At 71.8% G+C, this 26,493-nt stretch carries 14 protein-coding genes, 1 tRNA gene and 1 rRNA gene; 12 read left to right on the top strand and 4 right to left on the bottom strand.

All coding sequences use genetic code 11. The features are described from left to right. The 3 genes from rrf to AC0B9F_RS10595 all read left to right on the top strand — a co-directional run. A 5S ribosomal RNA gene (rrf, locus tag AC0B9F_RS10605) occupies positions 1–92 on the top strand; the annotation flags it as partial. A gap of 114 nt (positions 93–206) precedes the next feature. Next, positions 207–869, top strand: coding sequence for a DegT/DnrJ/EryC1/StrS family aminotransferase (locus AC0B9F_RS10600; RefSeq protein WP_472000926.1), 663 nt, complete (start codon positions 207–209; stop codon positions 867–869). 75 nt (positions 870–944) lie between these two features. Further along, positions 945–1,020: transfer RNA gene (locus AC0B9F_RS10595), tRNA-Thr, on the top strand. Between the two features lie 65 nt (positions 1,021–1,085). On the opposite strand, the gene AC0B9F_RS10590 is transcribed toward AC0B9F_RS10595, so the two are convergent. Then, positions 1,086–3,842 carry a SpoIIE family protein phosphatase gene (locus AC0B9F_RS10590; protein ID WP_472000832.1) on the bottom strand — a complete coding sequence of 919 codons (2,757 nt, stop codon included), beginning with the start codon at positions 3,840–3,842 and terminating at the stop codon, positions 1,086–1,088. A gap of 395 nt (positions 3,843–4,237) precedes the next feature. On the opposite strand from AC0B9F_RS10590, the gene AC0B9F_RS10585 reads away from it, so the two are divergent. The 9 genes from AC0B9F_RS10585 (at position 4,238) to AC0B9F_RS10545 (ending at position 18,770) form a co-directional block, all read left to right on the top strand. Further along, positions 4,238–9,745: a HAMP domain-containing protein gene (locus AC0B9F_RS10585; protein WP_472000830.1), complete on the top strand. Its 5,508-nt coding sequence runs from the start codon at positions 4,238–4,240 to the stop codon at positions 9,743–9,745. A gap of 238 nt (positions 9,746–9,983) precedes the next feature. Then, the gene (locus AC0B9F_RS10580; protein WP_472000829.1) at positions 9,984–10,661 is read left to right on the top strand and encodes a response regulator; all 678 of its coding nucleotides are present in this window, start codon (positions 9,984–9,986) and stop codon (positions 10,659–10,661) included. Between the two features lie 193 nt (positions 10,662–10,854). Next, positions 10,855–13,635, top strand: coding sequence for a DNA translocase FtsK (locus tag AC0B9F_RS10575; protein WP_472000826.1), 2,781 nt, complete (start codon positions 10,855–10,857; stop codon positions 13,633–13,635). Between the two features lie 281 nt (positions 13,636–13,916). Next, a complete protein-coding gene (locus AC0B9F_RS10570) occupies positions 13,917–14,756 on the top strand; it encodes a helix-turn-helix domain-containing protein (protein WP_472000824.1) in 840 nt (279 codons plus the stop codon). Positions 14,757–14,873: 117 nt separating this feature from the next. Next, a complete protein-coding gene (rimO, locus tag AC0B9F_RS10565; protein WP_472000822.1) occupies positions 14,874–16,334 on the top strand; it encodes a 30S ribosomal protein S12 methylthiotransferase RimO in 1,461 nt (486 codons plus the stop codon). Continuing rightward, a complete protein-coding gene (pgsA, locus tag AC0B9F_RS10560) occupies positions 16,331–17,062 on the top strand; it encodes a CDP-diacylglycerol--glycerol-3-phosphate 3-phosphatidyltransferase (RefSeq protein WP_472000820.1) in 732 nt (243 codons plus the stop codon). Before rimO ends, pgsA begins: the two co-directional genes overlap by 4 nt. Then, on the top strand, positions 17,059–17,604 hold the full coding sequence (locus AC0B9F_RS10555) for a CinA family protein (protein ID WP_472000817.1): 546 nt from the start codon (positions 17,059–17,061) through the stop codon (positions 17,602–17,604). The genes pgsA and AC0B9F_RS10555 overlap by 4 nt, the downstream gene beginning before the upstream one ends. Positions 17,605–17,713: 109 nt before the next feature. Beyond that, positions 17,714–18,094, top strand: a complete 381-nt coding sequence (locus AC0B9F_RS10550; protein WP_472000816.1) for a helix-turn-helix domain-containing protein — start codon at positions 17,714–17,716, stop codon at positions 18,092–18,094. A gap of 205 nt (positions 18,095–18,299) precedes the next feature. Then, complete coding sequence (locus tag AC0B9F_RS10545) at positions 18,300–18,770, top strand: Dps family protein (RefSeq protein ID WP_472000815.1); 471 nt, start codon at positions 18,300–18,302, stop codon at positions 18,768–18,770. A gap of 582 nt (positions 18,771–19,352) precedes the next feature. Here AC0B9F_RS10545 and AC0B9F_RS10540 read toward each other — a convergent pair. The 3 genes from AC0B9F_RS10540 to AC0B9F_RS10530 form a co-directional block, all read right to left on the bottom strand. Further along, positions 19,353–20,189, bottom strand: a complete 837-nt coding sequence (locus tag AC0B9F_RS10540; RefSeq protein WP_472000813.1) for an Fpg/Nei family DNA glycosylase — start codon at positions 20,187–20,189, stop codon at positions 19,353–19,355. Positions 20,190–20,214: 25 nt separating this feature from the next. Next, positions 20,215–25,236: an ATP-dependent helicase gene (locus AC0B9F_RS10535; protein ID WP_472000811.1), complete on the bottom strand. Its 5,022-nt coding sequence runs from the start codon at positions 25,234–25,236 to the stop codon at positions 20,215–20,217. Between the two features lie 244 nt (positions 25,237–25,480). Continuing rightward, complete coding sequence (locus AC0B9F_RS10530) at positions 25,481–26,425, bottom strand: hypothetical protein (protein WP_472000810.1); 945 nt, start codon at positions 26,423–26,425, stop codon at positions 25,481–25,483. Positions 26,426–26,493: the final 68 nt, after the last annotated feature.

Genomic DNA, 26,493 nt, shown 5'->3' with positions numbered 1-26,493 from the left:
CGCCCGGTTACATTCCGAACCCGGAAGCTAAGCCTTACAGCGCCGATGGTACTGCAGGGGGGACCCTGTGGGAGAGTAGGACGCCGCCGAACAATCATTCAAAGGGTTGGACCCCGAACTTCGGTTCCGGGTCCAACCCTTTTTTGTTTGCCGTCACTTCGGGTTCAGCTTCCGCATCGACCATCGCTCCCATGGGTGCTGCTGCAATGCTCAGGGCCGCCGGCATCGGCGTGGGTGACGAGGTCGTCGTACCGGCCTTCGGGAACGTGGAGGTCGCGGGCGCGGTGGCCCGGGCCGGCGCGCTGCCGGTGTTCGCCGACATAGACCCGGTGACGTACTGCCTGGACACCTCCGCGGTCGAAGCGGCGGTAACTTCGCGGACGGCGGCCGTCGTTGTCGTACACCGCTTCGGACGGGTGGCCGATCTGGGGGCGCTACGGGCGCTGGGGCAGCGGCACGGGCTGCTCGTGCTGGAGCAGGGAGAGCCGGAGGCGCCGTACAGCGAAGTCGCGCAGCGGCGGGAGCGGGCGGCCTATCTCGATGCCAGGCTGCGGGGGGTGTCGACCCCCGACGGCGGTGACGGGCACACCTACCAGCAGTACGTCGTGCGGGTGCCGGGCAATGGGCGGCCCGACCGGGACGCTTTCGCACGGGCCGTCCGCGCCAAGGGAGTCGACTGCCGGGTGCCGGTGAAGACGCCGGTGCACCGGCTGCCGGAGTTCCGGCGGTGCGTTTCTCTGCCGGTGACCGAGCGGGCCGCCGACGAGACACTGGCGCTGCCGGTCGACGCGGGTCTGACCAAACGGGATATGCAGCGCATTGTGGGAGCCTGTAATGCGCTCGGCGGGCTGCTCGCGCCGGCCTTCTGAACGAGTTTGGGAATCCCGGACCGGCCGGGGTATGCTTTCTTTCGTTGCCGGAGGGAAACCTCGGAAAAGCGACAAGCCCCTATAGCTCAGTCGGTAGAGCGTCTCCATGGTAAGGAGAAGGTCAACGGTTCGATTCCGTTTGGGGGCTCCACCAGAAAAGCCCCCCGCCCGATGGGCGGGGGGCTTTTTCATGTTCACTCCACGTTCAGTCCACCTTCAGTCCTTGTGCGGTTCCGGCACGCGCATGGCCAGGATCGCCATGTCGTCCGACGGGGCGTCCGACGCGAAACGCTCCACGGCCCGCATGATGCGGGCGGCGACCGCGCCGGCCGTCAGGCCCGTGCAGGTGGTCAGGACATCGGCGAGGCCGTCGTCGCCCAGCATGCGCGTGCCCTCGCGGCGTTCCGTGACGCCGTCGGTGACGCAGAGCAGGACGTCGCCCGGGTCGAGCGTGACCGTCTGCTCGTACAGCTCCAGGTCCTCCATGACGCCGAGCAGCGGCTGGGGTTCGGCGGCTGCCTCCACCGAGCCGTCCTGGCGCAGGCGCAGTGGCAGCGGGTGGCCGGCGCAGACCACCTTCAGTTCGGCGCTGCCGTCCTCCTGCGGGCGCATCTCGCCGTACAGGAGGGTCAGGAAGCGGCTGCGGGCGCCCTCGTCGAGGATCGCGGAGTTCAGGCGCTCCAGGACGGCCGGGCCGCTCAGGCCCTCGCGGGCCAGCAGACGCAGGGCGTGCCGGGCGAGGCCGGTGACGGCGGCGGCGTTCGGGCCCGTGCCGCAGACGTCGCCGATGGCGAAGCCGTAGGCGCCGTCGCTGATCGGGAACAGGTCGTAGAAGTCGCCGCCGACCTCGTTGCCCTCGCCGGCCGCGCGGTAGATGACCTCGACCTCGACGCCGTCGATGTGCGGCAGCTCCGGCGGCAGGAGGCTGCGCTGGAGGGACTGGCTGATGGCCGTGCGCTCCGAGTACAGGCGGGCGTTGTCCAGGGCGAGGGCGGCCCGGCGGCTCAAGTCCTCGGCCAGTTCCAGGATCTCCTGGCGGAAGTGCTCGTCGGTGGGCTTGCCCAGGGTGAGCATGCCGATGACGCGGTTGCGGGCGACCAGCGGCAGGACGACCGTCTCGCCGCCCAGCGCGGAGGCCACGGCGAGCGTGGGGCCCATGCCGGAGGCGATCTGGCGGATGGGGCCGCCGGTCAGGCCGAGGCTGCGCATGGACGTGCGCAGGGCCGCCTGGTGGGCGGTCTCGCCGGGCGCCGACCAGACCCGGGCGCCCGGGGTGGGCACCGGGTCCGGCGGGGCGATCTTCGAGAGCAGCGACTTGATGCCGTCGATGAGTTCCTCGTCCTCGTGCAGGACGTACGACAGATACGGCTCGGAGGCCTGGTCGGCGATCGTGTAGACGGCGCACCAGGTGGCCAGCGTCGGGACCGTCATCTGGGCCATGAGGGCGAGGGTCTGGTCGCGGTCCAGGGTGCCGGCGAGGAGGTCGGAGGCCTCCACCAGGAAGCTCAGGGAACCGCGGCGCAGGCGCTCCAGCTCGCCCAGGCGGGCCGACTCCACGGCCAGCGCGATGCGGTCGGCGGCGAACTGCAGCCGCAGTGCCTCTTCGTTGGAGTAGCGGCCCGGGGCCTCGGCGGCGACGCCGAGGGAGCCGGTGAGGCGGCCCTCGACCTTGAGCGGGACGGTGACGACGGAGCGCATGCCGGTGCCGTTCAGCAGGGGGACGGCGCCGGGGACGGCGGTGAGGTCGTCGTGGACGGCGGGCATGCGGGCGGAGCCGTAGCGGCCGGGGCCGGCTTCGACGGGCACGCGCGCGAAGCGCTGGCGGGCGGAGGGCAGGCCGGTGGACGCGCGGACCTCCAGCTCGGTCTCGTCGTCGGTGGCGAGCAGCAGGAAGGCGGAGTCGCCGTCGAGCATGTCCCGGGCGCGTTCGACCGTGCGCTGGAGCAGGCCGTCGAGGTCGTCGGGGGCGGGGGAGCCGATGAAGGCGTCGAAGGGGTCGCCGCTCTGCCCGTCTCCGGGTGAGGCCGTGTCCGTGGCGGGGGCGCGCAGGGGCGTCTGCAGGACGGCGCGTTCGTGGTCGCGGACCAGGAGGCAGACGGTGGAGGGCTCGCCGGAGGTGTCGCGCACGCGCAGGTGGGAGGCGTAGACCGGGAGGACTCGGCCGTCGGCGCCGCGGATGCCGTAGCTGCCCTCCCAGCGGGAGAGCCGGAGGGCCTCGGCGATGCCGGTGCCGGTGCCGGGGGTCTGCGGCCAGGCGGCGAGGTCGGTGAGGGGCTTGCCGGTGACCTGGTCGGCGGCGTACCCGAAGAGTTCCTCGGCGTCCTCGTTCCAGGCGCTGATCGCGCCGCCGCGGTCGATCTGGACGACGGCGACGCGGATCCGGCCGTCGGCGATCGGCAGCAGCTCGGCCGGCAGGGCGGGGCCGGCGGTGCGGGTGCCGACGGGGCGTGCGGGCAGGTCGAGCTGGAACCAGACGTTCTTGTGGGTGGGCGTGTACTCCACGCCCCAGCGCCCCGCCAGGGCCGCGCAGAGCTGGAGGCCGCGGCCGCCCTCGCGGTCGGGGCTGCCCATGCTGACGGCGGCGCTCTGGACGGGGATCTCCCGCTCGGGGTAGCGGTCGGAGACCTCGATGCGGACGCCGTCCTCGGTGCGCAGGCACAGCACGTCCGCGTGGGTGCCGGCGTGGACGACGGCGTTGGTCACCAGTTCGCTGGTCAGGACGACGGCGTCGTCCACGATGTCCGCGAATCCCCAGCCCTGCAGGGTGTCGCGGACGAAGGAGCGGGCGGTCGCGACCGATCGCCCGACAGGCTCGAAGCTGGCAGCCGCGCGGGCGGTGATCACGGAACTCCTCGGCCGGTCGTCGACGTGCTGGGCTGTCCCCTCGCCGGGCTCGCTGCGCTGGTGCGGCGGGCGCGCGCTCGTCGGCCGGGGTTCCGGGGGTTGTCCCCCCGGGATCAGTCCGGTGGTCATGTCTGCGGCCGCCCCTCCGATGCCCGCTCGTACTCGTGCCACCGCCCAGGCCGGACGGACCGGCGTGGCTGGACAGCCGCATGCAAGGGTACTTACCTTCCGCGTCCGAGCGGATGCCGGTCAGCAGTGTTTCCGTCCAGAGGGTGTGCGGACGATGTGCGAAGCTGCCGAACTGTTATGGCCTGGTTCGGCGAGGGTGAAACACTGGGCAGGCTCCCGGTGAAGGTCCGGGCAGGCAGAGTGTCGTTCGCTCAGAGTGGGCAGCAGCCCGTTCGTGTGGCCTGCCGGCAACGGGCTGACACACGCGGTGGCACCTGGTAGGCCGGAGCGGCGGGCCGGGGGCACCACGAGCAACGAGCACGGCAGTAACGGTCGATCCCTGCGGGAGGGACACAGTGGAGTCTGGCGCAGCGACGCGGGGCACGAAGACGCGCGCGAAGAACCAGCGCACATCGCGGGGCGGCACGACCGTGGTGGACACGGCCGCCCTGAACCGGCTCCTGGCGGCTCTGGTGTCCATGCGTGACGGGAACTTCCGCAAGCGGCTCACGGTGTCCGGGGACGGCGTGATGTCGGAGATCGCGGCCGTGTTCAACGAGGTCGCGGACCGTAATCTGCATCTGACGGGTGAGCTGTCGCGGGTGCGGCGCATGGTGGGACGTGAGGGAAAACTCACGGAACGGCTGGAGACGGGGGCCTGCGAGGGCTCGTGGGCGGCCGCCATCGACGCCTCCAACGACCTGGTCGATGATCTCGTACGGCCGGTCTCCGAGGTCAGCCGGGTGCTGTCGGCGGTCGCGGACGGTGATCTGTCGCCGCGCATGGAGCTGCGCACGCAGACGCCGGAGGGGGCCGGGCATCCGCTGCGCGGGGAGTTCCTCAAGGTCTCGCGGACTGTGAACAACCTTGTCGATCAGCTGTCGACGTTCACCGACGAGGTCACGCGGGTGGCCAGCGAGGTGGGTACCGAGGGCAAGCTCGGCGGGCAGGCACGCGTGCGTGGTCTGTCGGGCTCCTGGAAGGACCTGACGGACTCCGTCAACACGATGGCGTCCCGGCTCACCGCGCAGGTGCGGGACATCGCCCTGGTCACGACGGCGGTCGCCAAGGGTGATCTGTCACGCAAGGTGACCGTGCACGTGGCCGGCGAGATGCTGGAGCTGAAGAACACCGTCAACACGATGGTCGACCAGCTCTCCGCGTTCTCCTCGGAGGTGACGCGGGTCGCGCGCGAGGTGGGCACCGAGGGCATTCTGGGCGGTCAGGCGCAGGTGCCCGGCGTGGACGGGGTCTGGAAGGAGCTGACCGACTCCGTCAACACGATGGCAGGAAACCTTACTGCCCAGGTGCGCGGGATCTCCGAGGTGACGACGGCGGTCGCCAGCGGTGATCTGTCGCGGAAGGTGACCGTCCCGGCGCGCGGTGAGGTCGCGCAGCTCGCCGACACGATCAACCAGATGACCGAGACGCTGCGGATCTTCGCCGACGAGGTCACGCGCGTGGCGAACGAGGTCGGTGCCGAGGGGCGGCTCGGCGGGCAGGCGAACGTACCGGGCGCGGCGGGCACCTGGAAGGACCTGACGGACTCCGTCAACACCGTCTTCCGCAACCTGACGACGCAGGTGCGGGACATCGCGGCCGTGACGACGGCGGTGGCCAACGGTGATCTGTCGCAGAAGGTCACCGTCGACGTGGCCGGCGAGATGCTGGAGCTGAAGAACACCGTCAACGGGATGGTGGACCAGCTGCAGGCGTTCGGTGCCGAGGTCACGCGCGTGGCGCGGGAGATCGGTGTCGAGGGTGAGCTGGGCGGTCAGGCGCAGGTGCCGGGGGCGGCGGGCACCTGGAAGGACCTGACGGACTCGGTCAACACCGCGTTCCGCAACCTCACCGGGCAGGTGCGCAACATCGCCCAGGTGACGACGGCGGTGGCCAACGGCGATCTGTCGCAGAAGGTCACCGTGGACGTCTCCGGCGAGATGCTCCAGCTGAAGAACACCGTGAACACGATGGTGGACCAGCTGTCGTCGTTCGCCGACCAGGTGACGCGGATGGCGCGGGACGTGGGCACGGAGGGCCGGCTCGGCGGTCAGGCCCGCGTGGACGGCGTGTCGGGCACCTGGAAGGAGCTGACGGACTCCGTCAACTTCATGGCCGGCAACCTCACCTCGCAGGTGCGGCAGATCGCCCAGGTGACGACGGCGGTGGCGCGCGGTGATCTGTCGCAGAAGATCGACGTGGACGCGCGCGGCGAGATCCTGGAGCTGAAGAACACCATCAACACGATGGTCGACCAGCTGTCCGCGTTCGCCGACCAGGTGACCCGGGTGGCCCGCGAGGTGGGCACCGACGGCCGTCTGGGCGGTCAGGCGCAGGTGCCCGGTGTGGCCGGCGTGTGGCGGGACCTGACCGATTCCGTGAACGGAATGGCAGGAAACCTCACCGCCCAGGTGCGCAACATCGCGCAGGTGGCCACGGCGGTGGCGCGCGGTGACCTGTCCCAGAAGATCACCGTGGACGCGCGCGGGGAGATCCTGGAGCTGAAGAACACCCTGAACACGATGGTCGACCAGCTGTCGTCGTTCGCGCAGGAGGTCACGCGCGTGGCCCGCGAAGTGGGCACCGAGGGCATCCTCGGCGGCCAGGCGGAGGTGCAGGGCGTCTCCGGTACCTGGAAGGACCTCACGCAGTCCGTGAACGGCATGGCCAACAACCTGACCCTTCAGGTGCGGTCCATCGCCGAGGTCACCACCGCGGTCGCCAAGGGCGATCTGTCGAAGAAGATCACCGTCGACGCCAAGGGCGAGATCCTCGAGCTGGTGACGACGGTGAACACGATGGTGGACCAGCTGTCGTCGTTCGCCGAGCAGGTGACCCGGGTGGCCCGTGAGGTGGGCACCGAGGGCATCCTGGGCGGCCAGGCGCACGTACCGGGTGTCACGGGCATCTGGAAGGACCTCAGCGACAACGTCAACCTGATGGCGAAGAACCTGACCACGCAGGTGCGCAACATCTCCCAGGTGTCGGCGGCGGTGGCCAACGGCGACCTGACGCGGCAGGTGACGATCGAGGCGCGCGGCGAGGTCGCGCAGCTCGCCGACACCATCAACACCATGGTGAAGACGCTGAGTTCGTTCGCCGAGCAGGTCACCAAGGTGGCCCGTGAGGTGGGCACGGACGGCATCCTGGGCGGTCAGGCGCACGTACCGGGTGTGGCCGGGACGTGGAAGGACCTCACCGAGTCGGTGAACCAGATGGCGTCCAACCTGACCGGTCAGGTGCGCAACATCGCGCTGGTCACCACGGCGATCGCCAAGGGTGACCTGAGCAAGAAGATCGACATCGACGCCCGCGGCGAGATCCTCGAGCTCAAGACGACGATCAACACGATGGTCGACCAGCTGTCCAGCTTCGCCGAGGAGGTCACCCGTGTGGCCCGCGAGGTGGGCACCGAGGGGCAGCTCGGCGGCCAGGCACGCGTGCGTGACGTCGACGGCACCTGGCGCGACCTGACGGAGTCCGTGAACGAGATGGCCGGGAACCTGACCCGGCAGGTGCGGGCCATCGCCCGCGTGGCGACCGCGGTGACCCGCGGCGACCTGAACCTGAAGATCGACGTCGATGCCTCCGGCGAGATCCAGGAGCTGCAGGACTACATCAACAAGATGATCGCCAACCTGCGCGACACCACGATCGCCAACAAGGAGCAGGACTGGCTGAAGGGCAACCTGGCGCGCATCTCGGCGCTGATGCAGGGCCGGCGCGACCTGGAGGACGTGGCCTCGCTGATCATGAGCGAGCTGACGCCGGTGGTGTCCGCGCAGCACGGCGCGTTCTTCGTCGCGATGCCGCTGATGGAGGCCAAGGACGCCTCCGGCGGTGACGACGACTACGAGCTGCGCATGCTCGGGTCGTACGGCTACTCGATGGGGTCCATGCCGGCGTCGTTCCGGCCCGGTGAGGCGCTGGTGGGCACGGCCGCCGAGGAGAAGCGCACGATCCTGGTGGAGAACGCGCCCAGCGGCTATCTGAAGATCTCCTCCGGGCTCGGTGAGGCGCCGCCCGCGCAGGTGATCGTGTTGCCGGTGCTCTTCGAGGGCAAGGTGCTCGGGGTGATCGAGCTGGCGTCGTTCACGGCGTTCACGCAGATCCAGAAGGACTTCCTGAACCAGATCGCGGAGATGATCGCGACCAGCGTCAACACCATCTCCGTCAACACCAAGACCGAGCAGCTGCTGAAGCAGTCGCAGGAGCTGACCGAGCAACTGCGGGAACGTTCGGCGGAGTTGGAGCAGCGGCAGAAGGCGCTGCAGGCGTCCAACGCCGAACTGGAGGAGAAGGCCGAGCTGCTGGCCCGGCAGAACCGCGACATCGAGGTGAAGAACACCGAGATCGAGGAGGCGCGGCAGGTCCTGGAGGAGCGCGCCGAGCAGCTCGCGGTGTCGATGCGCTACAAGAGCGAGTTCCTCGCCAACATGTCGCACGAGCTGCGCACGCCGCTGAACTCGCTGCTGATCCTGGCCAAGCTGCTCGCCGACAACGCCGAGGGCAATCTGTCGCCGAAGCAGGTGGAGTTCGCCGAGACCATCCACGGCGCCGGTTCGGACCTGCTGCAGCTGATCAACGACATCCTGGACCTGTCGAAGGTCGAGGCGGGCAAGATGGACGTCTCGCCGACGCGGATCGCGCTCGTCCAGCTGGTGGACTACGTGGAGGCCACGTTCCGGCCGCTGACCGCGGAGAAGGGCCTGGACCTGTCGGTGCGGGTCTCGCCGGAGCTTCCCGCGACGCTGCACACCGACGAGCAGAGGCTGCTGCAGGTGCTGCGCAACCTGCTGTCGAACGCGGTGAAGTTCACCGACTCCGGTTCGGTGGAGCTGGTGATCCGGCCGGCGGGCGCGGACGTGCCGCAGTCCATCCGTGAGCAGCTGCTCGAGGTCGGCTCGCTGGCCAGCCCCGACGAGCCGCTGATCGCGTTCTCGGTGACCGACACCGGTATCGGCATCGCCGCCAGCAAGATGCGGGTGATCTTCGAGGCGTTCAAGCAGGCCGACGGCACGACGAGCCGCAAGTACGGCGGTACGGGCCTCGGGCTGTCGATCTCGCGGGAGATCGCCCAGCTGCTCGGCGGTGAGATCCACGCGCAGAGCGAACCGGGGCGCGGTTCGACGTTCACGCTGTACCTGCCGCTGCACATGAGCGAGCTGCCGCCGCAGGGCTACCAGCAGGCCGCGCCGGCACTCGGGGTCGGCCAGCTGGGGGCGTCCCAGAACGGCGCCCGGGAGCTGTCGGGCCCGGAGTTCGAGACGCCGGCCGAGGTGAAGTCGTACCGGGAGACGCAGAACGGTGCCGCGGCGCTGTTCCGGCGCCGTCGTCGGGCCTCGTCCGCGGCGCTGGAGCAGCGTCCGGCGGCCCAGCCCGAGCAGTGGCCCGGGACGGCGTCCGGCCCGTCCGCGGCTTCCGGGGTCTCCGAGGGTTCGGGGGCCGAGCAGGAGGGGGCGCCGCAGCCGCACCGCGGCATCCGCTTCGGTGGCCAGAAAGTGCTGATCGTCGACGACGACATCCGCAACGTCTTCGCGCTGACGAGCGTTTTGGAGCAGCACGGCCTGTCGGTGCTGTACGCGGAGAACGGCCGCGAGGGCATCGAGGTGCTGGAGCAGCACGAGGACGTGGCGGTGGTCCTGATGGACATCATGATGCCGGAGATGGACGGGTACGCGACGACGACGGCGATCCGCAGGATGCCGCAGTTCTCGGGGCTGCCGATCATCGCGCTCACCGCGAAGGCGATGAAGGGCGACCGGGAGAAGGCCATCGAGTCGGGTGCGTCCGACTACGTCACGAAGCCGGTCGATCCCGACCACCTGCTGACCGTGATGGAGCAGTGGATGCGTGGGGAATGATCGGTGACGTTCACCGGGCGTCGCTGACGCACGGTGTGCGCGCCCGTGTAGAAGTACGGGATTCGGGGAACCTTCTGGTCTCCCACTACGTTTCTGCTACGTGCACAGTGACATCACGGTGACAGGGTGTGGCGACAGGCGGGGTGCAGCTACCATGACCGGCACGAGGACGGGCGGCGCAACGGAGTCGTCCCATGGGGCGGCGCCCGGTGCACTGCCGGGGCGAGGAGGGCGGGCCATGGTGCAGAAGGCCAAGATCCTCCTGGTCGATGACCGGCCGGAGAATCTGCTGGCGCTGGAGGCGATCCTCTCTGCGCTCGATCAGACGCTGGTGCGGGCATCGTCCGGGGAGGAAGCACTCAAAGCACTGCTCACGGATGACTTCGCGGTCATTCTGCTGGACGTCCAGATGCCGGGCATGGACGGATTCGAGACGGCCGCGCACATCAAGCGGCGGGAGCGGACCCGGGACATCCCGATCATCTTCCTCACCGCGATCAACCACGGCCCCCACCACACCTTCCGCGGCTACGCGGCGGGCGCGGTCGACTACATCTCCAAGCCGTTCGACCCCTGGGTGCTGCGCGCGAAGGTCTCCGTCTTCGTCGAGCTGTACATGAAGAACTGCCAGCTGCGCGAGCAGGCGTCGCTGCTGCGCCTGCAGTTGGAGGGCGGCGGCAAGGGCGGTGTGGCCGGCAAGGAGTCGGCCGGGCTGCTCGCCGAGCTGTCCGCGCGGCTCGCCGCCGTCGAGGAGCAGGCCGAGGCGCTGTCCAAGCAGCTGGACGAGGAGTCGGCCGACGCGGCCGCGGTCGCCACGGCGGCCCATCTGGAGCGCAAACTCACCGGGCTGCGCCGGGCCCTGGACGCCCTGGAGCCGGGCACCGGCAGCGGCTCCCCGGTGCCCCCGCAGGGCTGACGCGCACGCGTGCGGAACGGCGCGTGCGGTGCCCCTAGTTGGGTGTGAGCGCGCGTCAGTTCCTCCCGGTCTCCCGTGGGAAGTTCCGCGTGCCGTCCAGCAGGCCGGTTCCCCTTGACGACTTGGGCGACACGAACGGGTGAAGCAGTGGGCACACGTGTCCGCTGTCCTCTCCACCGGTAACCTCACACCCATGGCCTCACGTCCCTCCGCAGCCAAGAAGCCGCCCGCGAAGAAGGCGGCCGCTCCCGCGAAGGCTCCGGCGAGGAAGGCCGCCGCGAAGAAGGCACCGGCCAGAAAGGCACCCGCCAAGAAGGCCGTGGTGAAGAAGGCCGCGCCCAGACCCGCGCCGAGTCCCACCGGGGGCCTGTACCGGGTGGTGCGCGCGCTGTGGCTCGGCGTGGCGCACGCCGTCGGGGCCGTCTTCCGCGGCATAGGGCAGGGCGCGAAGAACCTCGACCCGGCCCACCGCAAGGACGGCATCGCGCTGCTGCTGCTCGGCATCGCGCTGATCGTCGCCGCCGGCACCTGGGCCGACCTCAAGGGCCCGGTCGGCGACCTGGTCGAGATCCTGGTGACCGGCGCCTTCGGCCGGCTGGATCTGCTGGTGCCGCTGCTGCTCGGCGCGATCGCGGTGCGCTTCATCCGCCACCCCGAGCAGCAGGACGCCAACGGCCGGATCGTGATCGGGCTGTCCGCGCTGGTCATCGGCGTGCTCGGGCAGGTCCACATCGCCTGCGGCTCACCCGCCCGCAGCGGCGGCATGCAGGCCATAAGGGACGCCGGCGGCCTCATCGGCTGGGCGGCGGCCACCCCGCTGACGTTCACCATGACCGAGGTCCTCGCCGTACCCCTGCTGGTGCTGCTGACGGTCTTCGGGCTGCTGGTGGTGACGGCCACCCCGGTCAACGCGATCCCGCAGCGGCTGCGGCAGCTCGGCGTGCGGCTGGGCATCCTGCACGACCCGGCGGCCGACGAGTACACGGACTACACCGAGTACACCAACGACGACGAGCGCTACGACGAGCAGTGGCGCGAGGCGCTGCCCGCGCGCTCCCGCCGGCGCTCGAGCGCCCCCCAGGGATACGACCCCGACGGCGCCGAGCAGGAAGCGCTCGCCCGGCGCCGGGGCCGCCCCCGCCGCTCCGCCGTGCCGCAGCCCGCCCCGGACCGCCAGCTGGACGCCGTGGACATCGCCGCGGCGGCCGCCGCCGACCTCGACGGCGCCGTCCTGCACGGCATGCCGCCCTCGCCGGTCGTCGCCGACCTCACCCAGGGCGTGCGCGTCGGCGACCGCGAGGACACCACCCCGACACCCACGCCCGCGTCCGCGCCCAGCCCGGTGCCGGCCGCGCGGCCCCAGCCGCGCAAGCGCACCCCCCGGCCCGAACCGGCCGAGCCGGCCGAGACCAGGTCCGCCGTCCCGGACCTCACCAAGAAGCCGCCGGCCGAGCCGCGCGATCTGCCGCCGCGCGCCGAGCAGCTCCAGCTGTCCGGCGACATCACCTACGCGCTGCCCTCGCTGGACCTGCTCACCCGCGGTGGCCCCGGCAAGGTGCGCAGCGCGGCCAATGACGCCATCGTCGCGTCGCTGACCACTGTCTTCACCGAGTTCAAGGTCGACGCGCGGGTCACCGGCTTCACTCGCGGCCCGACGGTCACCCGTTACGAGGTCGAGCTCGGGCCGGCCGTCAAGGTCGAGCGGATCACCGCGCTCACCAAGAACATCGCCTACGCCGTGGCCAGCCCGGACGTGCGGATCATCAGCCCGATCCCGGGCAAGTCCGCGGTCGGCATCGAGATCCCGAACACCGACCGGGAGATGGTGAACCTCGGCGACGTGCTGCGGCTCGCGGAGTCCGCGGAGGACGACGACCCGATGCTGGTCGCCTTCGGCAAGGACGTCGAGGGCGGGTACGTCATGCACTCGCTGGCGAAGATGCCGCACATGCTGGTCGCCGGCGCCACCGGCTCCGGCAAGTCGTCCTGCATCAACTGCCTGATCACCTCGGTGATGATGCGGGCGACCCCCGAGGACGTGCGGATGATCCTCGTCGACCCCAAGCGGGTCGAGCTGACCGCGTACGAGGGCATCCCGCACCTGATCACGCCGATCATCACCAATCCCAAGCGGGCCGCCGAGGCGCTGCAGTGGGTCGTACGCGAGATGGACATGCGCTACGACGACCTCGCGGCGTACGGCTACCGGCACATCGACGACTTCAACCGGGCCGTACGCGAGGGCAAGGTGAAGTTGCCCGAGGGCAGCGAGCGGGAGCTGCAGCCCTACCCGTACCTGCTGGTGATCGTCGACGAGCTGGCCGACCTGATGATGGTCGCGCCGCGTGACGTCGAGGACGCGATCGTGCGCATCACGCAGCTCGCCCGCGCGGCCGGCATCCACCTGGTGCTCGCCACCCAGCGCCCGTCCGTCGACGTCGTCACCGGTCTGATCAAGGCGAACGTGCCCTCGCGGCTCGCGTTCGCCACCTCCTCGCTGGCCGACAGCCGCGTCATCCTCGACCAGCCCGGCGCGGAGAAGCTGATCGGCAAGGGCGACGGACTGTTCCTGCCGATGGGCGCGAACAAGCCGACCCGTATGCAGGGCGCCTTCGTGACCGAGGAGGAGGTCGCGGTCGTCGTCCAGCACTGCAAGGACCAGATGGCGCCGGTCTTCCGCGAGGACGTCGTCGTCGGGACCAAGCAGAAGAAGGAGATCGACGAGGACATCGGCGACGACCTGGACCTGCTGTGCCAGGCGGCCGAGCTGGTGGTCTCCACGCAGTTCGGGTCGACGTCCATGCTCCAGCGCAAGCTGCGGGTCGGCTTCGCCAAGGCGGGCCGGCTGATGGACCTGATGGAGGCGCGCAACATCGTCGGCCCGAGCGAGGGCTCCAAGGCACGCGACGTGCTGGTGAAGCCGGACGAGCTGGACGGGGTGCTGGCGGTGCTCCGGGGCGAGTCCGAGGGGTAGGTTCCTGCCGCAGGGTCCGCTCGAGTGCGCCTCACCCGAGCGGACCCTCCGTGACTCACCCGTTAGAGAACAGCGGGCAACCGTTTCCCTTGGACACACGTCAAGTTGAGCGAGAGGACGGGTAGGGGTTTCATCATGGGCTCCGCGCCCGGCCCGTCATCGGTGTGTCCGTGGCCATTCCGATGGCGTACAAAGTCCTTCCGCCCGGTTGCCCCACCCTTTCGTACCCCCCCTAGACTGAACCTCCAGCACAGGTGGCTACACGCTCGAAAGGCGCCCCCGTGTCCCTCGGCAACTCCCCTGAAGACGAGCGTCCCTTCGAAGACGGTCGTGAGGAAGCCAGCCTCTCCGTCGGCCGTGCCCTGCGACAGGCCCGTATCGCCGCCGGGCTGACCGTCGACGACGTCAGCAACGCCACCCGGGTCCGCATCGCGATCGTGCACGCGATCGAGGCGGACAACTTCGCCCCCTGCGGCGGGGACGTCTACGCCCGCGGTCACATCCGGACCCTGGCCAAGGCCGTCCACCTCGATCCCGAGCCCCTGATCGCCCAGTACGACGCCGACCACGGCGGGCGTCCCGCGCCCACGCCGGCGGCGCCCCTCTTCGAGGCGGAACGTATCCGCCCCGAGCGGCGCGGGCCGAACTGGACCGCGGCGATGGTCGCCGCGATCGTCGTCGTGATCGGCTTCGTCGGCTTCACCTTCGTCAAGGGCGGCGGCGACAGCGGCGCGGGACAGCAGGTCGCCGAGGGCTCCGAGGCCGCGACCAGCGCGCCCGCCGCGCCGAAGCCGGCCAGGACCAAGCCCGCCGACCAGAAGCCGGTGCCCTCCGACAGCGCCATCGCCGCCGCGCCCCAGGACAAGGTGACCGTCCAGGTCAGCGCGACCGACGGGCGCAGCTGGATCTCCGCCAAGGACCACAACGGCCGGCTGCTCTTCGACGGACTGCTCAAGCAGGGCGAGTCCAAGACCTTCCAGGACAACACCAAGGTCAACCTGGTCCTCGGCGACGCGGGCGCGATCCAGCTCTACGTCAACGGCAAGAAGATCGAGGACGACTTCCAGCCGGGCGCCGTGCAGCGCCTGACGTACACCAAGGGCGACCCGCAGGTCGGATAGCAGTTCGGAAGCAGCCGGACAGCAGCCGGACGGCGAAGGCGTGAGTCGAAGGGGCCGGCCAAGATCGGCCAGCCCCTTCGACATGGGGTGTCGGTGGGACGAAGTAGTCTTGAGCCCATGCCTGAACGCCGTACCGTCGCACTCGTCACCCTTGGCTGCGCCCGTAACGAGGTGGACTCGGAGGAGCTCGCAGGCCGTCTGGAGGCGGACGGCTGGCAGCTCGTGGAGGACGCCTCGGACGCCGACGTCGCCGTCGTGAACACCTGCGGCTTCGTCGACGCCGCCAAGAAGGACTCCGTGGACGCCCTGCTGGAGGCCAACGATCTCAAGGACCACGGCAGAACGCAGGCCGTCGTGGCGGTGGGGTGCATGGCCGAGCGGTACGGCAAGGAACTCGCCGAGGCGCTGCCCGAGGCCGACGGCGTGCTCGGCTTCGACGACTACGCGGACATCTCGGACCGGCTCCAGACCATCCTGAACGGCGGCATCCACGCCGCCCACACCCCGCGCGACCGGCGCAAGCTGCTGCCGATCAGCCCGGCCGAGCGCCAGGATTCGGCCGCCGCGGTGGCCCTGCCCGGGCACGGCCCGGCCGACCTGCCCGAGGGCGTCGCCCCGGCCTCCGGCCCGCGCTCCCCGCTGCGCCGGCGCCTGGACGGCTCCCCGGTGGCCTCCGTGAAGCTGGCCTCCGGCTGCGACCGGCGCTGCTCGTTCTGCGCCATCCCGTCCTTCCGCGGCTCCTTCATCTCGCGCCGCCCGAGCGACGTGCTGAACGAGACACGCTGGCTGGCCGAGCAGGGCGTGAAGGAGATCATGCTGGTCTCCGAGAACAACACCTCCTACGGCAAGGACCTCGGCGACATCCGTCTGCTGGAGTCGCTGCTGCCCGAGCTGGCCGAGGTCGACGGCATCGAGCGGGTGCGCGTCAGCTACCTCCAGCCGGCCGAGATGCGCCCCGGCCTGATCGACGTGCTGACCTCCACCCCGAAGGTCGCCCCCTACTTCGACCTGTCCTTCCAGCACTCGGCGCCCGATGTGCTGCGCGCGATGCGCCGCTTCGGTGACACCGACCGCTTCCTCGAGCTGCTCGACACCATCCGCAGCAAGGCCCCCGAAGCGGGCGTGCGCTCCAACTTCATCGTCGGCTTCCCCGGCGAGTCCGAGGCCGACCTGGCCGAGCTGGAGCGGTTCCTGAGCGGCGCGCGGCTGGACGCGATCGGCGTCTTCGGCTACTCCGACGAGGACGGCACCGAGGCGGCGACGTACGACAACAAGCTCCACGAGGACGTCGTCGCCGAGCGCCTCGCGCGGGTGTCCCGGCTCGCCGAGGAACTCGTCTCCCAGCGCGCCGAGGAGCGCGTCGGGCAGACCGTGCACGTCCTGGTCGAGTCCGTCGACGAGGAAGAGGGCGTGTACGGCCGGGCGGCGCACCAGGCGCCCGAGACGGACGGCCAGGTGCTGCTCACGAGCGGCGAAGGCCTGAGCGTCGGTCGTATGGTCGAGGCGAAGGTGGTCGGTACGGAAGGTGTCGACCTGGTGGCCGAGCCGCTGGCGTGTCCTGAGGAGGCGGGCAGATGACGGGTGTCCCGGCGTCGTCCGCCGCGGGCGGCTCCTCCCAGGCGAAGGGGGCGTCGGCGCCGTCCGGCTCGGACGCCTCCGGCGCATCGGCGGGCGCCCGCCCGCCGCGCGGCGGCAAGATCGCCGCTGCCGCCGTCAACCAGGCGAGCGTGTGGAACGTCGCCAATCTGCTGACCATGCTCCGGCTCCTGCTGGTGCCGGGCTTCGTCGCGCTGATGCTGACCGACGGCGGGTACGACCCGGCGTGGCGGTCGCTGGCCTGGGCCGCCTTCGCCGTCGCCATGATCACCGACCTGTTCGACGGGCACCTGGCGCGCACCTACAACCTCGTCACCGACTTCGGGAAGATCGCCGACCCCATCGCCGACAAGGCGATCATGGGGGCGGCGCTGATCTGTCTCTCCGGTCTCGGCGATCTGCCGTGGTGGGTCACGGGCGTGATCCTCGGCCGGGAACTCGGCATCACGCTGCTGCGTTTTCTGGTCATTCGTTACGGTGTCATCCCGGCCAGCCGGGGCGGCAAGCTGAAAACGCTCACCCAGGGCGTCGCCGTCGGCATGTACGTGCTGGCGCTGACGGGATGGCTGGCGAGCCTGAGGTTCTGGGTGATGGCCGCGGCGGTCGTTCTGACCGTTGTGACCGGTCTGGACTACATCAGACAGGCCATCGTGCTGCGCCGGCAGGGAATCGCCGAGCGGCAGGCCGCGTTGGAGGAGAAGGAAGCGTGAGTTCCCCGGCCACCGACGTGGTGCGACTACTGACGGTGAGGGGCCTGACCGTGGCTGTCGCCGAGTCGCTGACCGGCGGGCTGGTGGCGGCGGAGATCACCGCGGTGCCCGGGGCGTCCAAGGCGTTCCGTGGCTCCGTGACGGCATACGCCACCGCGCTCAAGCACGAGCTGCTCGGCGTCGACGCCACCCTGCTGGCAGAGCGAGGAGCGGTGGACGCGCAGGTCGCGGCCCAGATGGCGGTCGGCGTGCGCAAGGCGCTGGGTGCCGACTGGGGCATCGCGACCACCGGCGTCGCCGGTCCGGAACCCCAGGACGGGCAGCCCGTCGGGACGGTCTTCGTGGCCGTGGACGGCCCCCGTGACGGGGATTCCCGTTCCGCCGGTGGCGGAAAAGTGGAGGCCCTGCGGTTGAACGGCGACCGTGAGGAAATTCGTAGAGAGAGTGTACGGAGCGTGCTCGTACTGCTTCTGAAAGAGCTTACGGGCGAACAGACCGGGAATGAGCGGGCACAGGATACGGAACGGAACGGGGGGTTTTGATGTTTGCAGCCCTGAGTGAACACGACATCGCTCCCCGCACGGCCGCGGCGCGAGGCGGTACGGTGGGGCGAGAAGGATGCGGCTACGCGGTCCGAGGAGGGAGCCACCGATGATTCTGCTCCGTCGCCTGCTGGGTGACGTGCTGCGTCGGCAGCGCCAACGCCAGGGCCGTACTCTGCGCGAAGTCTCCTCGTCCGCCCGAGTCTCGCTCGGCTATCTCTCCGAGGTGGAGCGGGGGCAGAAGGAGGCTTCCTCCGAGTTGCTCTCCGCCATCTGCGACGCGCTGGACGTACGGATGTCCGAGCTCATGCGGGAAGTGAGTGACGAACTCGCCCTCGCCGAGCTGGCGCAGTCTGCTGCGGCCACTCCCAGCGAATCCGTGCCCACACCGGTCCGTTCGATGCTGGGCTCTGTGTCGGTGTCCGGCGTGCCACCGGAACGGGTGACCATCAAGGCGCCCAGCGAAGCGGTGGACGTCGTCGCCGCCTGACACACCTGTCCGTGGCCCCGGCCGGGGCTTCTCCGAAACGAACGGAGGAGCGCGGTCGGGGTTTTTGCATGCCCGCGGACTTCCGTCGTGTCGTATGCGCAGACGGATCGGGTGTCGCATGCGCAGGCCGGTTTGGTCCATTTGCCGGTCCTGGGGGAGGCCGTCATGGTGGAGGGGACGACCGGGTGAACCAACGGAGGCGTGGATGAACGTCGTGAAGAGCCCCCTGTCCGAGACCGACCTGAAGATCGTCGCCGAGGCCCTGCAGGGCGCGCTCGTCGACCTGGTGGACCTGTCGCTGGTCGCCAAGCAGGTGCACTGGAACGTGGTCGGACCGCGGTTCCGGTCCGTGCACCTCCAGCTCGACGAGGTCGTCGACAGCGCGCGCGTCCACATGGACACGGTCGCGGAACGGTCGTCCGCGCTGGGCGTGTCGCCGGACGGCCGGGCCGCGACGGTGGCCGCCGGCAGTGGCCTCGGCCAGGTCTCCGAGGGCTGGATCAAGGACGCGGACGCGGTGCGGACCCTCGTGGACGCGCTCGGCGCGGCGATCACCCGGATGCGGGAGCGGGTGACGGCGACGGCCGACCCCGACCCGGTCAGCCAGGACATCTTCATCCAGATCACGCAGGACCTCGAGAAGCACCACTGGATGTTCCAGGCCGAGAGCAGCTGACGGCCGGGCCCGGAGGCACCCCGGTGCGCCGCTCGCGTGCCCTGGCGGCCTCCCGGGCGGCCTGCGGGCGCCCGGCTGGAGGTGGTGGTGGCATGGCGGGGCGGACGGCGCGCTGGGGTTCCATAGCGCGTTGCGGGGCCGGTGCGGGCCTCGCGGCGGTGTGGTGGTGGGCCGTCCTGCGGCTCGCCCTCAGCCCCGCGGCGGGAGCCCTGGAGGGCGCCGTGGCGGCCGGCGGATGGGGACTGAGTCTGCTGCCCGTGCACTGCGTGCCGAAGGGGCGGGCTGCGGGGGCGGTGCGTGCGGGGCGGTGGCGGGAGGCTTGGGGCGGGGGTGCGGTGCCGGGGGCCGCGGATGTGGATGTGGTGGCCTCGGGCGCCCTGGGTGCGGATGTGGTGGGTTCGGATGTGGTGGCCTCGGGGGCCGTGGATTCGGATGCGGCGGATTGCGGTGGGGCCCGCGGGGTGACCGGCGTCGCGGACGGGGACACCGGGGCGTCACCGCCCCGCTCGGGCGGAGAGTCCGGACCGGGGTGAACGGCCGGCTCCTGCATTGCCGCGCGGCGTAAGGGCCGCGTCGGCCTCGTCACCCGGTCGTGCGGTACCGCTGCCCGCGGCGCGGGGCCGGGCTGGGTGCGGGGCCCGTCTGGCACCTCGGGCACCAGTACGTCGGGCGTTCACGGGAGCCGTCGCCCTGGTCGGCCAGCCGGACCGAGGTGCCGCAGCGCAGGCAGGGGCGGGGCGCGCGGCCGTAGACGAACAGGTCCTGGCCCCGCAGGCCCGTCGTGGCGCGGACCAGGCGGTCGCGGTTCGTCTCCAGCAGCTTCTTGGCCAGGGCGGGCAGCTGCGCGGCTCGATCGGCGGGCAGGGCGCCGACCGGGAGCCACGGGGTGACGCCGAGCAGGAAGCACAGCTCGCTCTTGTAGATGTTCCCGATGCCGGCGAGATTGCGCTGGTCCAGGAGCGCTTCGCCGAGCTCGCGCGCGGGGTCGCGCAGCAGGTTGGCGAGCGCCCGGTCGCCGTCCCAGTCCGGGCCGAGCAGGTCGGGGCCCAGGTGGCCGACGACGCGTTCCTCGTCGGCGGTGCGCAGCAGGTCCAGCACTGGCAGGCGGTAGCCGACGGCTGTGCGCTCGGCGGTGCCCAGGATCGCGCGGATCTGGTGCCCGGGGCCGCCGCTCCAGCGCTGGCCGGAGGCGTACACCTTCCAGGAACCGTCCATCTTCAGGTGAGAGTGCAGGGTCAGGCCGCCCTCGATGCGGGTGAGCAGGTGTTTGCCGCGCGGTGTGACGTCCAGGACGGCGCGGCCGGTGAGGTCGACCGTGGCGTACCGGGGGACACGCAGGTCGCTGCGGGTCAGCACCTCGCCCGCGAGCGCGCTGTGCAACCGCCTCGCGGCCTGCCAGACCGTGTCACCTTCGGGCATGGGTCAAGGGTGACATGCGGCTCCGTCAGGCCCGTAGCCGCAGACCCCGGGGGGTGGCGATGAATCCCGCTCCCTCCAGGAGGGCGCCGAAGGGGGAGGTCAGGGCGGAGGCGCCGTTGACGCGCTCCACCGTGACCGTGCCGAGTGAACCGGCGCGGGCCGCTGCTGCCAGGGCCTCCGCGGCCGCCCGCAGACGCTGGTCCTCGGTCGCGTCGGCGTCCGGCTCGGCGGGCCAGGCCAGCAGGGTCTTGCCGCCGCGTTCCATGTACAGCGCCAGCTCACCGTCGACCAGCACCACCAGTGAGCCCGCCTTGCGGCCGGGTTTGTGCCCGGCGCCGGTCGGCGGCTCGGGCCAGGGCAGGGCTGCCCCGTACGCGTTGGCCGGGTCGGCGGCCGCGAGGACGACGGAGCGGGTGACGGCGGTGGGATCGGCGCGGCGGTTGCCGTACGTGCTGTGGCTGCCGAAACGGCGGTCGTACCCGGGTGCCGGGCCGGCGCCGGTGCCGTAGCCGCCGCCGTAGCCGTCGTACGGCGAGCCGGTGCTGTGGCCCGGGCCGCCGCCTCGGGGGCCGCCGGCGCCGGGGGATTCGACATCGCGCGGGGAGACGTAGTCACCGGGGGAGAGCGGGAAGTCCGGGAAGTCCGGGAAGTCCGGGAATTGCGTGCCGTCGGGCGCGTCGAAGGCCTTGGCCCAGTCGGCGTCGGTGGCGGGGAAACCGCCGGAGGGCAGGTCGCCGGGCCTGCCGTGGCCGTCGCCGTCGGGGGCGCCGAAGCCCGGCGGGGCCGCCGCCCGCGCGGCGTCACCGCGCTCGCGGGCGGTGGCCACCGCGCGGAGCCGGTCGACCGCGCCGTCCATGGCGAACTGGGCGGCGCCGAGACCCTCCACCACGTACCCGCGGCGGGCCTGCCCGCTCTCCTCGAAGACCGACAGGACGCGGTACACCGCCGAGAAGCCGCCTTCGACGCCCTCCGCGCCGACGGCGCCCCGCGTGACCACGCCGTGCCGGTCGAGCAGCGTGCGGGCCAGGGCGTGGGCGCGGACCGTGAGGTCCGGTTCCTGCGCCGGGAGCAGGGACCAGCGGCCGGCGACGGTCGGCGGGCCGCTGCGGGATGCGGGGCGCGCCGCGGCGGTCAGCGAGCCGTAGCGGCCGCGCGGGGCCGCGCGTTTGGCGCGGTGGGCGGTGGAGCCGGCGGTGCGGCCGGAGCCCAGCAGGGAACGCATCGGGGCGAGCGTGTCGTTGGTGAGCCGGCCGGACCAGGCCAGGTCCCACAGCGCGTCGGCCAGTTGGGGATCGGTGGCGTCGGGGTGGGTGGTGGCGCGCACCTGGTCGGCGATCTGACGGAAGAACAGGCCGTATCCGCCGGACAGGGTGTCCAGCACGGACTGGTGCAGGGCCGTCAGCTCCACCGGGTGCGGCGGGGGCAGGAGCAGCGGGGCCGCGTCCGCCAGGTACAGGGAGACCCAGCCGTCCTTGCCGGGCAGCGCGCCCGCACCGGCCCAGACGATCTCTCCGGCGGCGGTGAGCTCGTCGAGCATCGCCGGGGTGTAACCGCTCACGCGGGACGGCAGGACGAGTTTCTCCAGGGCGGACGCGGGCACGGACGAGCCCTGCAACTGCTCGACGGCCCGCACGAGTCCGTCGACGCCTCGCAGCGCGTGGCCCTTGCCGATGTGCTGCCACTGCGGCAGGAACTGGGCCAGCGCGGCCGGCGGCACCGGCTCCAGCTCGTGGCGCAGCGCGGCCAGGGAGCGGCGGCGCAGCCGGCGCAGTACGGCCGCGTCGCACCACTCCTGACCGATGCCGGCGGGGTGGAACTCGCCCTGGACGACCCGGCCGGCCGCCGCGAGCCGCTGGAGGGCGCCGTCGGTGACCGCGACGCCCAGCCCGAACCGCGCGGCGGCGGTGGCCGAGGTGAAGGGGCCATGGGTGCGGGCGTAGCGGGCGATGAGGTCGCCGAGCGGGTCCTTCACCGGCTCGGTGAAGGCCTCGGGGACCCCGACCGGCAGCGCGGTGCCGAGCGCGTCGCGCAGCCGGCCCGCGTCCTCGATCGCCGCCCAGTGGTCCCGGCCGCCGATGCGGACCCGGATGGCCCGGCGGGCGGCGGCCAGTTCGGACGCCCACGCGGGCTCGGCGCCGCGCTCGGCCAGCTCGGCCTCGGTGAGCGGGCCGAGCAGGCGCAGCACGTCCGCGACGCCCTCGACGTCCTTGACGCGCCGGTCCTCGGTGAGCCACTGCAGCTCCTGCTCCAGCTCGGTGAGCACCTCGGCGTCGAGCAGTTCGCGCAGCTCCGCCTGGCCGAGCAGCTCGGCCAGCAGCCGGGAGTCCAGCGACAGCGCGGCCGCGCGGCGCTCGGCGAGCGGGGAGTCGCCCTCGTACAGGAACTGGGCGACGTACCCGAAGAGGAGGGAGCGGGCGAACGGGGACGGCTCCGGCGTGGTCACCTCGACCAGGCGCACCTTGCGGGACTCCAGGTCGCCCATCAGCTCGGTCAGGCCGGGGACGTCGAAGACGTCCTGAAGGCACTCGCGGACCGCTTCCAGGACGATCGGGAACGAACCGAACTCGCTCGCCACCTCCAGCAGTTGCGCGGCGCGCTGGCGCTGCTGCCACAGCGGGGTGCGCCGCCCGGGGCTGCGGCGCGGCAGCAGCAGGGCGCGGGCGGCGCACTCGCGGAAGCGGGAGGCGAACAGGGCTGAGCCGCCGACCTGATCGGTGACGACCTGGTCGACCTCGCCCTTGTCGAAGACGACGTCCGCGGCGCCGACCGGCGCCTGGTCGGCGTCGTACTCCGTGCCCGCCTTCACCGGCGGCTGGTCCAGCAGGTCCAGGCCCATCAGGTCGGCGTCGGGCAGCCGCAGCACGATGCCGTCGTCGGCGTGCATGACCTGCGCGTCCATGCCGTAGCGCTCGGCGAGGCGGGCGCCCAGCGCGAGCGCCCACGGGGCGTGCACCTGGGCGCCGAAGGGGGAGTGCACCACGACGCGCCAGTCGCCGAGCTCGTCGCGGAAGCGCTCCACGACGATCGTGCGGTCGTCGGGGATGTGGCCGCAGGCCTCCCGCTGCTCCTGCAGATAGGCCAGCACGTTGTCCGCGGCCCAGGCGTCCAGGCCTGCGGTGAGCAGCCGCAGCCGGGCGTCGTCCCGGTCGAGGGAGCCGACCTCGCGCAGGAACGCGCCGACCGCGCGGCCCAGTTCCAGCGGGCGGCCCAGCTGGTCGCCCTTCCAGAAGGGCAGCCGGCCCGGCACTCCCGGCGCCGGGGACACCAGCACGCGGTCACGGGTGATGTCCTCGATACGCCAGGAACTGGTGCCCAGCGTGAAGACGTCGCCGACCCGCGACTCGTAGACCATCTCCTCGTCCAGCTCGCCGACCCGGCCGCCGCCCTTCTTCGGGTCGGACCCGGCGAGGAACACCCCGAACAGGCCACGGTCGGGGATCGTGCCGCCGGAGGTCACCGCAAGCCGCTGGGCGCCGGGGCGGCCGGTGACCGTCCCGGCGACGCGGTCCCACACCACGCGCGGGCGCAGCTCGGCGAACGCGTCCGACGGATAGCGGCCCGCCAGCATGTCGAGCACGGCGGTGAACGCCGACTCCGGCAACGACGCGAAGGGCGCGGCGCGGCGCACCACGGCGAGCAGGTCCTCGACCTGCCAGGTGTCCAGCGCCGTCATGGCGACGAGCTGCTGGGCGAGGACGTCGAGCGGGTTCGCGGGAACCCTCAGCGACTCGATGGAGCCCGTGCGCATCCGCTCGGTGACCACCGCGGCCTGCACCAGGTCACCGCGGTACTTGGGGAACACGACGCCCGTGGAGACCGCGCCCACCTGGTGGCCCGCACGGCCGACGCGCTGGAGACCGGACGCCACCGAGGGCGGGGACTCGACCTGGACGACGAGGTCGACGGCGCCCATGTCGATGCCGAGCTCCAGGCTGGACGTGGCCACCACCGCGGGCAGCCTGCCCGCCTTCAGATCCTCCTCGACGAGGGCGCGCTGCTCCTTCGACACCGAGCCGTGGTGGGCGCGGGCGATGACCGGCGGGGCGCCCTGGGCCGCGCCCGAGCCGCCCATCAGCTCCGCCGGCGCGTGGTGCTCGTCCAGCGTCTCGCCGGTCGCCCGCTCGTAGGCGATCTCGTTGAGCCGGTTGCACAGGCGCTCGGCGAGGCGGCGGGAGTTCGCGAAGACGATCGTGGACCGGTGGGACTGCACCAGGTCGGCGATCCGCTCCTCCACGTGCGGCCAGATCGAGGGCCGCTCCGCGCCATCGGAGGCGTCGGCCGCGGGGGAGCCGCCGAGCTCGCCCATGTCCTCGACCGGGACGACGACCGACAGGTCGAACTCCTTGCCCGACTGCGGCTGGACGATCTCCACCTTGCGGCGCGGTGAGAGATAGCGGGCGACCTCGTCGACCGGGCGCACGGTCGCCGACAGGCCGATACGGCGGGCCGGCCTCGGCAGCAGCTCGTCAAGCCGCTCCAGGGACAGCGCGAGATGCGCGCCGCGCTTGGTGCCCGCCACCGCGTGCACCTCGTCCAGGATCACCGTCTCCACGCCCGCCAGCGCGTCGCGCGTGGCCGACGTCAGCATCAGGAACAGCGACTCCGGGGTGGTGATCAGGATGTCCGGCGGGCGCGTGGACAGCGCGCGGCGCTCGGCGGGCGGGGTGTCGCCGGAGCGGATGCCGACCTTCACCTCAGGCTCCGGCAGGCCCAGGCGGACGGACTCCTGACGGATGCCGGTCAGCGGACTGCGCAGGTTGCGCTCGACGTCGACCGCCAGGGCCTTCAGCGGGGAGACGTACAGCACCCGGCAGCGCTTCTTCGGGTCGGCCGGGGGCGGAGTGGAGGCGAGCTGGTCCAGCGCGGCGAGGAACGCGGCGAGGGTCTTGCCGGAGCCGGTCGGGGCGACCACCAGCACATCCGACCCGGCACGGGTGGCCTGCCACGCGCCCGCCTGGGCGGCGGTGGGCGCGGAGAAGGCCCCCGTGAACCAGCCGCGGGTCGCGGGGGAGAAGCCGTCGAGGGCCGGATGGGCGGAGCTGACCATGCGTCCATCCTGCACCCAGCCACTGACAACGGCCCTGAGCTGCGGGGACGCGCGGCGGATCCGGAGCGGTGGCGGGACGGTGGCAGGGCGGCGGTGGTGGCAGGGCGGTGGTGGTGGCGGGCCGTGGTGGGACGGGTGGCGGGCGGGGCGGGGCGTCGTGCGACCCGGCGAGATCGCCCTTCTGCCGCCGGCCGGAGCCGCCCGCTCAACCCCATGGCTCAGCCGATGGCTCAGCGCTGATGGCTCAGCCGATGGCGCGGCCGTACGCCCTGAGCGTGCGCAGTGCCTCGATGGTCACCATGGGCCGTGCCTCCAGCACCGTGCCCGGTGCCCACTGGCGCCACCGGACCGGCCAGCCGCCGTCCTCCTGCTGCTCGCCCGCCAGATGGTCCAGGGAGCGGGCCATCTCGGCGTCGGTGAACCACCCACGCGCGAGCGAGTTCGGCGTCGGCGCGAAGTCGTGCGGGAAGTGGTGCTCGCCCGGCGCGTAGCCCGGCGCGACCGGGTAGGCGTCGAGGCCGTCCGGGTCCAGGGCGGCGAGCCGCTGCTCCCGCACCAGCCGGCCCAGCCGGTCGGCAACGGCATGTGCACGCGCGTGGTCGGGCGCGGAGTCCAGGAAGGCGACGGCTGCCTCGATCTCGTACGGATGGGACTTCTCCAGCGCCTCGACGCGCTGCCAGCAGAAGTCGGTGGCCCGGAAGAGCCAGGCGTGCCACACCTCGTTGCGGTGCAGCAACCCCACCACGGGACCGGTGGCGAGCAGGTCGCTCGGCGGGTCGTCCACGATCGGGAGGAACGGCGCGGCCGGGTAGCCCCGCTGGCTGGGATGGATGGCCGGCAGCGCGCCGTCCGCCGTGGACACCGAGGTCAGATAGCGGCACACGCGTTCCACGCGCTGCCCGGTGCAACGCCCGATGAGGTCCAGCACCCGCAGCGCGTGCGCGGTGTGCAGCGGCTGGCTGACCGGACCGCGCAGATCCGGTTCCAGGGCGTGGCCGTATCCGCCGTCGTCGTTGCGGTAGGCGTCCAGCGCGGTCTCCACCGGGTCGGCGTCGCCCCGCAGGAAGTGGTACGCGAACAGACGCTGCTCCAGCACGCGCGCGGTGAGCCAGACGAAGTGCTCGGCGCGCGAGAGCGGGGAGCGCGCCGGGGTCGGGGGGAGGAGTGGGGATGCTCCGGTTTCGGCCATGGATCAGACCGTAGGCCGGTAAGCGGTCTCGGTGGGCGGTCCCCGGCCGGAGCCCACTCTCAGGGGCG

The organism is Streptomyces sp. NPDC097129 (assembly GCF_055668065.1).
This window is presented reverse-complemented; position numbering and strand designations above follow the sequence as displayed.

Coding starts and splice junctions, on each gene's coding strand:
- AC0B9F_RS10600 (WP_472000926.1), top strand. CDS start 207: ATGCTCAGGGCCGCCGGCATCGGCGTGGGTGACGAGGTCGTCGTACCG.
- AC0B9F_RS10590 (WP_472000832.1), bottom strand. CDS start 3,842: ATGACCACCGGACTGATCCCGGGGGGACAACCCCCGGAACCCCGGCCG.
- AC0B9F_RS10580 (WP_472000829.1), top strand. CDS start 9,984: ATGGTGCAGAAGGCCAAGATCCTCCTGGTCGATGACCGGCCGGAGAAT.
- AC0B9F_RS10575 (WP_472000826.1), top strand. CDS start 10,855: ATGGCCTCACGTCCCTCCGCAGCCAAGAAGCCGCCCGCGAAGAAGGCG.
- rimO (WP_472000822.1), top strand. CDS start 14,874: ATGCCTGAACGCCGTACCGTCGCACTCGTCACCCTTGGCTGCGCCCGT.
- pgsA (WP_472000820.1), top strand. CDS start 16,331: ATGACGGGTGTCCCGGCGTCGTCCGCCGCGGGCGGCTCCTCCCAGGCG.
- AC0B9F_RS10550 (WP_472000816.1), top strand. CDS start 17,714: ATGATTCTGCTCCGTCGCCTGCTGGGTGACGTGCTGCGTCGGCAGCGC.
- AC0B9F_RS10545 (WP_472000815.1), top strand. CDS start 18,300: ATGAACGTCGTGAAGAGCCCCCTGTCCGAGACCGACCTGAAGATCGTC.
- AC0B9F_RS10540 (WP_472000813.1), bottom strand. CDS start 20,189: ATGCCCGAAGGTGACACGGTCTGGCAGGCCGCGAGGCGGTTGCACAGC.
- AC0B9F_RS10535 (WP_472000811.1), bottom strand. CDS start 25,236: ATGGTCAGCTCCGCCCATCCGGCCCTCGACGGCTTCTCCCCCGCGACC.
- AC0B9F_RS10530 (WP_472000810.1), bottom strand. CDS start 26,425: ATGGCCGAAACCGGAGCATCCCCACTCCTCCCCCCGACCCCGGCGCGC.